At 69.5% G+C, this 12,221-nt stretch carries 11 protein-coding genes; 6 read left to right on the top strand and 5 right to left on the bottom strand.

The annotated features are described in order from the left end of the window. Nucleotides 1-11 precede the first annotated feature (11 nt). The 3 genes from BM345_RS17035 to ppk2 are packed head-to-tail and all read right to left on the bottom strand — an operon-like array spanning nt 12 to nt 2,942. Nucleotides 12-266: an RNA recognition motif domain-containing protein gene (locus BM345_RS17035; RefSeq protein WP_093381346.1), complete on the bottom strand. Its 255-nt coding sequence runs from the start codon at nt 264-266 to the stop codon at nt 12-14. 56 nt (nt 267-322) lie between these two features. Further along, the gene (locus BM345_RS17030) at nt 323-2,014 is read right to left on the bottom strand and encodes a SulP family inorganic anion transporter (RefSeq protein ID WP_093381469.1); all 1,692 of its coding nucleotides are present in this window, start codon (nt 2,012-2,014) and stop codon (nt 323-325) included. Nucleotides 2,015-2,069: 55 nt separating this feature from the next. Further along, nucleotides 2,070-2,942, bottom strand: a complete 873-nt coding sequence (gene ppk2, locus BM345_RS17025) for a polyphosphate kinase 2 (RefSeq protein WP_093381345.1) — start codon at nt 2,940-2,942, stop codon at nt 2,070-2,072. Nucleotides 2,943-3,179: 237 nt separating this feature from the next. Here ppk2 and BM345_RS17020 point away from each other — a divergent pair, with 237 nt between their 5' ends. Next, entirely contained in the window at nt 3,180-5,786 is a 2,607-nt protein-coding gene (locus BM345_RS17020) for a winged helix-turn-helix domain-containing protein (RefSeq protein ID WP_254789779.1), read from the top strand. Nucleotides 5,787-5,828: 42 nt separating this feature from the next. Here BM345_RS17020 and BM345_RS17015 read toward each other — a convergent pair whose 3' ends face one another. Together BM345_RS17015 and BM345_RS17010 are read right to left on the bottom strand one after the other, a co-directional pair. Next, nucleotides 5,829-6,422 carry a mobile mystery protein B gene (locus BM345_RS17015; protein WP_093381342.1) on the bottom strand — a complete coding sequence of 198 codons (594 nt, stop codon included), beginning with the start codon at nt 6,420-6,422 and terminating at the stop codon, nt 5,829-5,831. Next, nucleotides 6,410-6,874, bottom strand: a complete 465-nt coding sequence (locus tag BM345_RS17010; protein ID WP_093381340.1) for a mobile mystery protein A — start codon at nt 6,872-6,874, stop codon at nt 6,410-6,412. Before BM345_RS17010 ends, BM345_RS17015 begins: the two co-directional genes overlap by 13 nt. Before the next feature lie 371 nt (nt 6,875-7,245). Between BM345_RS17010 and BM345_RS17005 the strand changes: the two genes are divergently transcribed. The 5 genes from BM345_RS17005 to BM345_RS16985 all read left to right on the top strand — a co-directional run bounded on the left by BM345_RS17005 (nt 7,246) and on the right by BM345_RS16985 (nt 12,188). Next, nucleotides 7,246-8,094 (top strand): TauD/TfdA dioxygenase family protein, encoded by an 849-nt coding sequence (locus BM345_RS17005; protein ID WP_093381467.1) that lies wholly within the window; start codon nt 7,246-7,248, stop codon nt 8,092-8,094. A 40-nt stretch (nt 8,095-8,134) separates the two neighbouring features. Continuing rightward, entirely contained in the window at nt 8,135-9,193 is a 1,059-nt protein-coding gene (locus BM345_RS17000; protein ID WP_093381338.1) for a beta-keto acid cleavage family enzyme, read from the top strand. Nucleotides 9,194-9,206: 13 nt separating this feature from the next. Next, a complete protein-coding gene (locus tag BM345_RS16995; RefSeq protein WP_093381465.1) occupies nt 9,207-9,761 on the top strand; it encodes an RBBP9/YdeN family alpha/beta hydrolase in 555 nt (184 codons plus the stop codon). A gap of 75 nt (nt 9,762-9,836) precedes the next feature. Next, nucleotides 9,837-10,808: a quinone oxidoreductase family protein gene (locus tag BM345_RS16990; RefSeq protein WP_093381337.1), complete on the top strand. Its 972-nt coding sequence runs from the start codon at nt 9,837-9,839 to the stop codon at nt 10,806-10,808. An 18-nt stretch (nt 10,809-10,826) separates the two neighbouring features. After that, complete coding sequence (locus BM345_RS16985) at nt 10,827-12,188, top strand: MFS transporter (protein WP_093381335.1); 1,362 nt, start codon at nt 10,827-10,829, stop codon at nt 12,186-12,188. The last annotated feature ends 33 nt before the right edge of the window (nt 12,189-12,221 follow it).

Here is a 12,221-nt window from a genome sequence, read left to right as displayed (position 1 = left end):
CGCGCCTCCGTTCAGGCGAAGTTGTCGCGCATCACCTGCACGGTGATCTTGCGATGCTTCCAGAACAGGTCGTGGATGCGCGGCACCAGCAGCTGCAGGCCCTCGGGCGACGCCGCCTCGAAGGTGAAGATGGCGGCCGGCCGCGAGCCGTCGCCCGCCACCCGCTCGATCGCGTCGAACTTGGGGAAGCCGTACTTGGTGAGCAGCTCCTGCAGTTCCTCGTCGGTGGTCTTGTCCTCGATGTTTCCAATCCAAAGGCGTGCCATGCGGTTCTCCTCGGTTGCTTGAAATCTGGGTGCCTCGCCATGATAGGGCGCGGGCGTTACGGAACAGGCGCTTTCGCGGGCGCTTGCAGCAAGTAGGCCGACACCGCCTCTTCCAGGGTGGGATGGAAGGTCGATGCGCCGAAGCGGTCGAACACGCCGAAGCGCTTGAGCTTGTCCTTGACCGGGTCTTTCATCTCGGCGAAACACAGTTCGATGCCGCGCGCCTGCAGCTCTTCGTCCAGCTCGGCCAGCATGTCGGAGGAAGTGACATCCACGCTGGTCACCGGCTCGGCCGCCACCACGATCCAGCGCACCGGCGTGGGCGATTCGGACACCGCCGCCAGCACCTTCTCGCGAAAGAGCTCGGCATTGGCGAAGAACAGCGGCGCGTCCCAGCGGAACAGCACCAGCCCGTCGATGCGCTGCGCATCGGGGTAGCGCGTGATGTCGTGGAAGCCGCCGACGCCCTGCACGCGGCCCATCACCGCGTAGTGCGGGCGCCAGCCGTCCCACAGGAACTCGATCACCGCGATCAGCACCGCGATGGCGATGCCGGGGATGGCGCCGAACACCGCCACGCCGGCGAAGCAGGCCACCGAGAGCCAGAACTCCCAGCGCTGGATGCGGTAGAGCCGCCCCAGGTCCTTGAACTCGAACAGCCCGATCGCCGCCGCGATCACCACCGCCGCGAGCGCCGCGCTGGGCAGGTTCTTCAGCAGGTTGGGCGCGGCGATCAGCAGCACCGCGATGGCGATGGCGCCCACCACGCCGGTGAGCTGCGTGCGTGCGCCCGCGGCCTCGGCCACCGGTGTGCGCGAGGAACTGCTGCTGATGGGCATGCCCTGGAAGAAGCCCGTCGCGAGATTGGCCGCGCCCAGGCCCACCATCTCCTGGTTGGGGTCGACCTGCGTGCGGGTGCGCGCGGCGAACACGCGCGAGAGCACGCTGGTGTCGGCAAAGGACACCAGCGCCACCGCCACGCCGCCCATCAGCACGGGCTGCAGGTCGGCCCAGCCGATCAGCGGCAAGGCCGGCGCCGGCAGCCCCTGCGGCAGCGGGCCCAGCACCGGCAGGCCCACCCGCTCGTGCAGGTCGAAGAAGGCCGACACCAGCGTGGCACCCACCACCGCCACCAGCACAGAGGGCACGCGCGGAATGCGCTTCGCAAGAAGGATCAGGACGAGCGTGCCCACGCCCACGGCCAGCGTGGCGGGCGCCGTCCTGCCGTCCATCACCGCCAGTACGAAGGCCTGGATGTGGCGCAGCGGCCCGTCGGCATCGACCGAGAAGCCGAAGAGCTTGGGCAGCTGGCTCAGCAGCACCGTGAAGGCGATGCCGTTCATGTAGCCGTAGCGGATCGGCTTGGACAGCAGCTCGGTGATGAAGCCCAGCTTCGCCAGCCCCGCGACGATGCACACCAGGCCCGACACCACCGCCATCGCGCTGGCCAGCGCCACCGCGCGCTGGGGGTCGCCCGCGGCCAGCGGCGCCACCACCGCGATGATGATCGCCGCCAGCGCCGAGTCCGGCCCCAGCACCAGGATGCGGCTGGGTCCGAACAGCGCGTAGGCCAGCAGCGGGATGATGGTGGCGTACAGCCCGTAGATGCCGCCGATGCCCGAGGCTTCGGCATAGGCGATGCCCGCCGGCACCAGCATGGTGGTCAGCACCAGCCCGGCCACGATGTCGTGGCGCAGCCAGGCGGGGTCGTAGCTGCGCAGGGTGCGCAGGCCGGGCAGCCAGCGCATGAAGGCGTTGGGCGCCGGCGTGCCGATGCTGCCCGCGCCTGCGGGAGTGGTCAACTCAATAGACCTCGGGTACGAACTTGCGCACGTAATTCGGCTGCGCGGCCGACTTGATCTGCCGCTTGGGCAGCTTGATCTTCTCGCGCGGCACGTCCTCGTAGGGGATCTGGCTGAGCAGGTGGCGGATCAGGTTCAGGCGCATGCGCTTCTTGTCGTCCGAGCGCACCACGTACCACGGCGCCCAGGCCGAGTCGCTGGCCTTGAACATGTCGTCGCGGGCACGCGAGTAGTCGTCCCAGCGCGTGTACGACTTGATGTCCATGGGCGAGAGCTTCCAGATCTTGCGGCCGTCCTCGATGCGGCCGTTGAGGCGGCGCGTCTGCTCGTCGGGGCTCACCTCCAGCCAGTACTTGAGCAGGATCACGCCCGAGTCGACGATGGCGCGCTCCACCAGCGGCACGCCCTGCAGGAAGGCCTTGGACTGCTCCTCGGTGCAGAAACCCATGACCCGTTCCACGCCGGCGCGGTTGTACCAGCTGCGGTCGAAGATGACGATTTCGCCGGCCGCGGGCAGGTGGCCCATGTAGCGCTGGAAGTACATCTGCGATTTCTGGCGCTCGGTGGGCGCCGGCAGCGCGATGACGCGGAACACCCGCGGACTGACACGCTCGGAGATGGCCTTGATGCTGCCGCCCTTGCCCGCGCCGTCGCGGCCCTCGAACACGATGCAGACCTTCAGGCCCGCGTGCTTGACCCATTCCTGCAGCTTGACCAGCTCGATGTGCAGTTCCTTCATGGCCTTGTCGTAGGCCTTGCTCGAAAGCGGCTCCTGCTTGTCGCCCTTGGCCGGCACGGCGCTGTCCTCGGGCGCCGATGGGCGATCCACTTCGGAGGCCGTGTCCTGCCTGCCGGCCTTCTTGCCTTTTGTCATTGAGAACTCCTGGTTCGACCCTGCGCGTCTCTGCTTGGACTTGTTGCGCCCTGGCTCCCTTTCCTCGATCCCGGGGCCAGTGTTCCGCCGCCCCCGATCGCTTGTCAAGGCGGGGCGGAACTAGAATTTCCCCGAACCCATGCGCCGGAGGAGACAGAACAGGTGACGCGCGGAACGCTCGACGCTCAAGACGATTTGCTCCTTCGGGTCCTGCCGCCGAGGGTGCCGCGCCATCTGGTGCCCCGCTCCCGGCTACTGGCGGATGACGAGGGGCTGCGGCGCTTTCCCGCCATCCTGGTGCAGGCCCCGCCGGGCTTCGGCAAGACCTCCCTGCTGGCCCAGTGGCGCCTCGAGCACCTGGCGCATGGCTCGGTGGTGGCCTGGCTGTCGGCGCAGGCGCAGGACGACCCGCAGCGCCTGGCCCAGAGCCTGGCCCTGGCGGTGCGCCAGGGCTCCGGGCGCCAGACCTTCGCCCACACCCTGCTCGAGGGTGGCGGCCCCGGCGGTCCCGGCGGCGCGGATGGCCTGGGCGGCATCACCGTGTGGCTGGCGGAGATGGCGCAGTCGGCCATCGACATGGTGCTGGTCGTCGACGAGGCCGAGCGCCTGCCCAAGGCCTCGCGCGAGGCCCTGGCCTACCTGCTGCGCAACGCGCCGCCCAACCTGCGCACCATCGTGGCGGCGCGGCCCGACATCCGCTTCGACATCGACGACCTCATCGCCTACGGCCAGTGCGCCGAGCTGGGTGCCGGCGAGCTGCGTTTCCGCCTGGAGGAAACGCTGGAACTGGTGCGCGCCCGCCTGGGCAGCCGCTTCGACCACGACAGCGCCGCGCGGCTGCACGCTCTCACCGAAGGCTGGCCGCTCGGGCTGCAGCTGGCGCTCACCATCCTGGGCCGCGGCGGCGACGTGGCGGGCATGGCGGCCCTGGACGGCGCGCTGCACGACCACTTCGTGAAGCTGCTGGTGGACAAGCTCGACGCCGCCGACCGCGACTTCCTGGCGCGCATCGCCATCCTGGACGACCTGCATCCCGAGCTGTGCCGCGCGGTGAGTGGCCACGCAGATTCGAGCGAGCGGCTGGCGCGCCTGTCCCGCGACACGCCCGTGTTCGCCGCCGCCGAGCGGGGCGACTGGCTGCGCATGCACACCCTGGCGCGCGACGTGCTGCGCCAGCGCTTCGCCGAGATGCCGGCTGCGGAACAGTCGCAGGCGCATGCGCGTGCCGCCGAATGGCTGGCCGAGCACGGGCTGCTCGAGCCGGCGGCGCGCCATGCGCTCACCGCGGGCCAGACCCAGCGCGCCTACGAGCTGGCCGAGCGCAGCCTGTACGAGTCGCTGATGCGCCACGGCCGGCACGGCACCGTGCTGGAGTGGCTGGCGCAGCTGCCGGCCGCCGAGCTGGACCGCCGCCCCCGCCTGCTGCTGGCCGCCGCCTGGACGCTGGCCATCAGCGAGCGGCACGAGGAGGCCCAGCGCCTGGTCGCGCGCATCCTCGCGCAGCCGCAGGTGGACGAGCGGCTGCACTGCGAATGCGCGCTGATCCTGGGCAGCGCAGCCGTCTTCGCCGACCTGCCCGACCGTTTTGTCGAGCTGCACGCGCCCTGGGCGGATTACCCCCTCAACGACGACCCGATGCTGCAGCAGGTGCAGGCCAACCGCACGGCCTACCGTGCGCTGCTGGAAGGCGAGCCGGCGCTGGCCCGCCTGCGCCAGCAGCAGGCGCCGCGCGGCGAGTTCGGTCATGGCGTGGGCTTCCTGGGGCGCTGGGGCGAGCTGATCATCGGCCTGAGCTACCTGTGGGAGGGCCAGGCGCTGCTGGCCGACCCGCTGCTGCGCCCGTCCGTGGCCCGCGCCGAGGCCGAACTGGGCCGGCGCAACGGGCTGGCCTGCATGCTGGCGGCGCTGCTCGCGGCGGCGGCGTGGGAATGCGACCGGCCGGCCGATGCCGCCGCGCTGCTGGCCGACCGCCTCGACGTGCTGGAGCGCGGCGGCCTCCCCGAATGCCTGCTGCTGGCTTACCGGACCTTGGCGCGGCTGGCCTTGTCCGAAGGCGCGGAGCACCGCGCGCTGGAATTGCTGGGCGCGCTGGACGCAGCCGGCGCGGCGCGCCAGTTGCCGCGCCTGGGCATCGCCAGTCTCAGCGAGCAGGTGATCCTGCATGCGCGGCGCTACCGCGCGCAGAGCTGCCGGGAGCTGGTCGCGCAGATCGACGCACGCCTGGACGACCCGGACCTGCCCGTCGGCGTGCTGTGGCGCCGCCGGGTCGACCTGCTGGCCGACCAGGCGAGGGCCTATGCCGCCATCGCGGCGCAGGACTGGCGCGGCGCGCTGCCCCCGCTGGCGCGCGCCGACGAGGCAGCGCTGCAGCTCAAGCAGGGCCGCCTGCACATCGAAATGCTGGGCCTGCGCGCCTTCGCGCTGGACCGCTGCGGCGAGGACGCCCGCGCCCTGCTGCGCGAGGCCACCGACCTGGCCCAGGCGCACGGGCTGCGCCGGGTCTTCGTGGATGCGCATCCGGACCTGGGCGCCTGGGTGCAGGCGCAGATCGAGCAACTCTCGCAGCCGGCGGCCGCCGCGAACCCACCCCCTGCCGCCGCGCCGCCGGTGGTCCCACGCCCACCGGTCGTCGGCCCGGGCATGGTGCTGACGCCCAAGGAGCGCGAGGTGCTGGAACTGCTCGCGCGCAACCTGTCGAACAAGGAAATCGGCAACGCCATGCAGGTGGGCGAGACCACCATCAAGTGGCATGTGAAGAACCTGTTCGCCAAGCTGGATGCGGGCTCGCGCAAGCAGGTGGTGCAGCGGGCGCGGATCCTGGGGCTGATCGGCGCGACGGGCTGACGAGCGATCGCAACGCACGCTGCCCGAGCGTCGAGGCTTTTCTCAGCTGCGCACGAAGGCCAGCAACGCTGCGAAGTCGTTGTCGTCGGCAGCGCGCAGCGCGGCGAGGTATTGCGCACGAAGCTCGCTCGCGCCGACCGCGGTGGCGCCACGCCCCCAGCTGAAGGGTCTGCCACCCATTTGCGTGAGCAAGGCGTCGGCCATCATCCGCGAGTGCCGGCCGTTTCCGTTGGGAAAAGGGTGGAGCCACACCAGGTCGCGGTGGAAACGCGCGACCAGTTCGTCCGGCGGGAAGGCCATGCTGTCGACCTGATGGCGCACATTGCCCAGAAGCTGGTTCAGCCGCGTGGCGATCTGGCGCCAATCGGCGCCGATGTTCTTGTCGGACTTGCGGAAGGTGCCCGCCCATGCCCATGTCTCGTCGAACATGCGCTGGTGTAGAAGCCGGCAGAAGCCTTCGCTCAGCACGTCGGGCGCTCTCAGCCTCGACAGCCATCGAGTGGCCTGAAGGATGTTCTCCTGCTCCCAGTCGTTGAGCTGGCCGCGCGTCTCGAGGTAGTCGGGAATCAAGCCGGCCTTCTCGTCGGGGTCCAGCCGCGTCTGGCCGTCCTGTTCATCGAAATCTAGGGTCGCCACAACTTGGACCACTTTCCGCGCAGCAGTTCGTCCTTGCGTCTTTCCAGCTGCTTCTGCAGTCGTGCATCGGAGGGCCGCTGGTCTTCCAGGCTCATGGTGTGGGCCACCCCCATGACTTCCTTCTTCGCAAGTTCCAGTGCGCGTTCATTCACCATGTCGCCCAGGGGCTTGCGGGGCACCAGGGCATAGACGAGTTCGCAATCGAGGCCATCCCCCAGCTTGCGCAACTGCGCGAGCGTGATCCGCCCTTCGGCTTCTGCCGCCTCCGACTTGTGAAGCGTGGGCCCGGTGATTCCCAGAAGCTGGGCCTGCTGCCGCTCCGTGCGGCCCAAGGCCTCGCGGATTTCCTTCAGCCACCCGCGCTTTGGTGGCCGATTGTTCAGCAGAGCGGCAAACGCCTGGGTCGCGCTCTGGAGTTGCTCGAGTTTGAGGAGTTGAAATTCCGGCTTCATTGCTAGCCTTTGGGCAAGCACTATAGCGCTTTCTGATAGCTTTTAGTGAAGCAATTTAAACGGTTTTTGCTTCATTGTATGGAAGCAAGAAATTGTTCCTACGTCGTGCTTCAACGGCACGGCACCCCCCATGACCTGGCAGCCAGCTGTCCCTCCCCCCTGCCGCGAGAAGGGGGTGGAAACACCCCCCGCTGCCTATTCTTCGTATCCATGAGAGCCGCCCCTGCGGTTCGATGGAACCACCAGAGGCCAGCCCCAGCGCCGGCCTCGCGAAGGAGACAACAGGCATGACCACAACCACCACCAGCCCCATCCGCCCGCAGAAGGCCGGCAGCCCCGCCATCGTCCCGGCCGCCGTACTCGGCGACGCGCTGCGGGCCGAGCCCCTCACCTGCACCATCGGCGCAGAAGTGTTCAACGTCGACCTGGGCGTTGCCGCCCGGGACGAAGCGCTGACGCGCGAGATCCGCATCCTGCTGCTCAAGCACCGCGTGCTCTTCTTCCGCGACCAGGACATCTCCCGCGCCGACCACGTGGCCTTCGCCCGCCGCTTCGGCGAGCTGGAGGACCACCCGGTGGCCGGCAGCGACCCGGAGCATCCGGGCCTGGTGCAGATCTACAAGTCGCCCGAGGTCCCCAACGACCGCTACGAGAACTCCTTCCACTGCGACGCCACCTGGCGCGAGAAGCCGCCCTTCGGCTGCGTGCTGCGCTGCGTGGAGACGCCCGAGGTGGGCGGCGACACCATCTGGGTGAACATGGTCGCGGCCTACGACCGCCTGCCCGCGACGGTCAAGAAGCAGATCGAGGGCCTGCGCGCCCGCCACAGCATCGAGGCCAGCTTCGGCGCCGCCATGCCGATCGAGAAGCGCTTGGCCCTGCACGCCCAGTTCCCCGATGCCGAGCATCCGGTGGTGCGCACCCATCCGGAAACGCGCGAGAAGGTGCTCTTCGTCAACGCCTTCACCACGCACTTCACCAACTTCCACACCGCCGCCAACGTGCGCTTTGGCCAGGACTACGCGCCGGCCGCCAGCCAGCTGCTGCACTACCTGATCAGCCAGGCCGCGATCCCCGAGTTCCAGGTGCGCTGGCGCTGGAAGAAGAACAGCGTGGCCTTCTGGGACAACCGCAGCACCCAGCACTACGCGGTCATGGACTACCCGCCCTGCCACCGAAAGATGGAACGCGCCGGAATCGTCGGCGAGGCCACGTACTGATCGACCCGAACCCAGCCCAACACACACAGGACGCCACATCATGAACTTCCTCGACGGACACCTCTTCCCCGAGAACCAGGACAAGCTGGTCATCACCGCTGCCCCCTACGGCCCGGAGTGGATTCCCTCGGACTTCCCGCAAGACATCCCGGTCACGATGGATGAACAGGTGCAGAAGGCCGTGGACTGCTACAACGCCGGCGCCAGCGTGCTGCACCTGCATGTGCGCGAGCTGGACGGCAAGGGCTCCAAGCGCCTGTCGATGTTCAACGAGCTGATCGCCGGCGTGCGCAAGGCCGTGCCGGACATGATCATCCAGGTCGGCGGCTCGATCTCCTTCGCCCCCGAGAACGACGGCGCCTCGGCCAAGTGGCTCAAGGACGACACCCGCCACATGCTGGCCGAACTGGACCCCAAGCCCGACCAGGTGACGGTGACGGTCAACACCACGCAGATGAACGTGCTGGAGCACATGGAGGCGGAAGACATCGCCGGCACCTCGCTGGCCGACCCGCAGAACAACGCCGCCTACCGCGAGATGATCGTGCCCTCGGGCCCGGGCTTCATCGAGGAGCACGTGCGCCGCCTCAGCGCCGCGGGCATCCAGAGCGCCTTCCAGTTCTACAACATCAACAGCTACGAGACGGTCGAGCGCCTGATGCGCCGCGGCATCTACAAGGGCCCGCTGGTGATGAACTGGGTGGCCATCAGCGGCGGCATGGACGCGCCCAACGTCTACAGCCTGGCCAACTTCCTGCGCGCCATCCCCGACGGCTCCATGCTCACGGTGGAGAGCAGCATGCGCAACGTGCTGCCGATCAACATGATGGGCATGGCCATGGGCCTGCACGTGCGCTGCGGCATCGAGGACAACCTCTGGAACCAGTCGCGCACCGAGAAGATGACGACCGTGCAGCAGGTCGAGCAGCTGGTGCGCATGGCCAAGGAGTTCGGCCGCGAAGTGGCCAACGGCAAGGAAGCGCGCGAGATCCTGAAGATCGGCGTGTTCTACGAAACCGTGGAAGAGTCGCTGGCCGCCAACGGCTTCGCGCCCAACCCCAAGGGCCGGCAGCAGGGCTTCCTGCGCCGCGTGGCCTGATCCGGTGAAGACCATGGCGCCGACGATCCTCGTAGTCCCGGGCCTGCGCGACCACGTCCCGCAGCACTGGCAGACGCTCCTGGTAGCGCAGCTGACTCGGGTGCGTACGGTGCCGGCCATGGGCCGCGAAAACCTCGAGCTGGCCGGCCGCGTGGCCGCCATCGAGCGGGAGGCCCAGGCCGTCGACGGGCCGATCGTCATCGTGGCGCACAGCGGCGGCTGCATCACCCTTGCGCACTGGGCGCAGCGGACGACGCGGCCCGTGCAGGGCGCGCTGCTGGCCGCGCCGCCGGACTTCGAGAAGCCGATGCCGGCGGGCTACCCCACGCTGGCCGAGCTCGACGCCGCCGGCTGGCTGCCGGTGCCGCGGTGTCCGCTGCCCTTTCGCAGCATCGTGGCCTTCAGCCGCAACGACCCGCTGGGCGACGCGATGCGCGTGGTTCAACTGGCACAGGGCTGGGGCAGCCGCCTGGCCGACCTGGGCGAAGTGGGGCACCTCAACCCCGCTTCCGGCTTCGGCCCCTGGCCGAGGGCCCACGAATTCATCGAGGAACTGGCAGCGGCCTGAGCCGCCGCCATCCCATCCCGGTGGCGCGCCCTTGTTGCGCCACCTCCCCGCTACACGAGAGAGAAGGAGAGAGACATGGTCAAAGCCATTCGACTGCACCAGACCGGTGGTCCCGAGGTGCTGGAACTGGAACAGGTGGACGTCGGCGATCCCGGCCCCGGACAGGCGCGCGTGCGCCACAGCTACATCGCGGTGAACTTCATCGACATCTACTTCCGCACCGGCGTGTATCCGCTGCCCCTGCCCAACGGCCTGGGCTCGGACGCGGTGGGCGTGGTGGAGGCGGTGGGCCCCGGCGTGACCGACATCCAGGTCGGTGACCGCGTGGGCTACCTGATCGGCCCGCAGGGCGCGTACTCCGAAGCGCGCGTGATGCCGGCCGAGGTGCTGATCCCGCTGCCCGATGGCGTGTCCGACCGCACGGCCGCCACGCTGATGATGAAGGGCATGACGGCGCAGTACCTGTTCCGCCAGGTCCATCCGCTCAACGGCGGCGAGACCATCCTGTACCACGCGGCCGCCGGCGGCGTGGGCCTGGTGGCCTGCCAGTGGGCGCGTGCCATGGGCGTGACCATGATCGGCACCGTCAGCTCCGACGAGAAGGCCGAGATCGCCAAGGCCAACGGCTGCACCCACACCATCGTGACCTCGCGCGAGAACATCGCCCAGCGCGTGCGCGAGCTGACGGATGGCAAGGGCGTCCCCGTGGTGTACGACTCGGTGGGCAAGGACACGCTGCAGGCGTCCCTGGACAGCCTGCAGCCGCGCGGCGTGCTGGTGAGCAACGGCACCTCCTCCGGGCCGGTGGTCATCGACACCATGCAGCTGGCGGCCAAGGGGTCGCTGTGGGTCACGCGGCCGGCGATGATGCATTACATCCAGCCGCGCGCCCACATGCTGGCCATGGCCGACGAGCTCTTCGGCCATGTGCTGGCCGGGCGCATCGTGAGCGAACCGCGCCAGCAGTTCGCGCTGGCCGATGCACGCGAGGCGCACCGCGCGCTCGAGTCGCGCGCCACCACCGGCGCCACCGTGCTGGTGCCCTGAGCCTGCGGGAGCATCCCCATGGACCTTCATACGCACGCCCCGCGGCAGGGTGACGCCGACAGCTACCTGTTCGGCCGCCGCCAGGCCTGGTTCGCCTTCGCCATGACCATCGGGCTGATGATGGTCGACTACATCGATCGCCAGGTGATCGTGTCGCTGTTCCCGCACCTGAAGGCCGCCTGGGGCCTGTCGGACAAGCAGCTGGGCGCGCTGGTGTCGGCCGTCTCGGTGACGGTGGCGCTGGGCGCGGTGCCCATCGCGCTGGTGGCCGACCGCTTCAGCCGTGTGAAGAGCATCGTGGCGATGGCCACGGTGTGGAGCCTGGCCTCGATCTCCTGCATGTTCACCCGCAACTACGGCCAGCTGCTGGCCGCACGCGCGGTGGTGGGCCTGGGCGAGGCGGGCTACGGCTCGGTGGGCGCGGCGCTCATCGCCAGCCACTTCCCGGCCCGCATGCGCGGTGCGCTGATGGCTGCCTTCTTCTCGGCCGCGTCGATCGGCTCGGTGCTGGGCGTGCTGCTGGGTGGTGTCATCTCCGCGAAGTTTGGCTGGCGTGCCGCCTTCGGCATCGTGGGCGTGCCCGGCCTGGTGCTGGCGCTGCTGTACCTCGCGGTGCGCGACTACCGCACGGTCGAGCTCACGCCGCGCATCGAGGAGGCCACGCGCTCCACGCGCGGCACGGTGGGTGCCATCGTGGGCCGCCTGATGCGCTGCCGCACCCTGCTGTGGGTGTGCATCGCGGCGCCTGCGCAGCTCATCCTGGTGTCGGCCATCTGGGCCTGGCTGCCGAGCTACCTCAACCGCGAGCACGGCATGGCGCCCGAGCAGGCCGCGATGCGCGCTGCCCTGGTGGTGCTGTGCGGCGCGCTGGGCAGCGTGGTGTGGGGCGCGGTCGCCGACCGTGCCGGCCGCCGCCGCCCGGCTGCCAAGCTGCGTGTCACCGCGCTGGTGTGCGTGGCGTCGGCCGCAGTGCTGGCGCTGGGCTTCGGCGCCTCGCACATCGGCATCGCGCTGACGGCGCAGATGCAGTTTGCGCTGCTGGCCCTGGGCGGCTTCCTCATGACCTGCAGCGTGGGCGTGGTGGCGGCCGTGGTCATCGACGTGGTGCACCCGGGCATCCGCGCCACCGGCGCCTCGGTGCTCTCGCTGTTCCAGAACCTGCTGGGCCTGGCCGCCGGCCCCTTTATCGCCGGCCTGCTGTCGGACGCCTGGACGCTGCAGCACGCGCTGGTCGCGATGCCGGTGTTCGGCCTGCTGGCGGCCTGGGGCTTCGTCGTCGCCTCGCGCAGCTACGAATCGGACCTGAAGCTGGTGGCCGAGACGGTCCAAGCCGACCTCCATTCCGCGCCCCTGGGCGCAGCCCGCGGCGTGCCGGCCTGAGCCCGCCCGCGGTCCTTCCCTCAATCAACGAAC

The organism is Variovorax sp. OV329, from assembly GCF_900114785.1.
Classification (GTDB): domain Bacteria; phylum Pseudomonadota; class Gammaproteobacteria; order Burkholderiales; family Burkholderiaceae_C; genus Variovorax.
The sequence above is the reverse complement of the archived record's forward strand: the minus strand, read 5'-3'. Positions and strand labels throughout refer to the sequence as shown.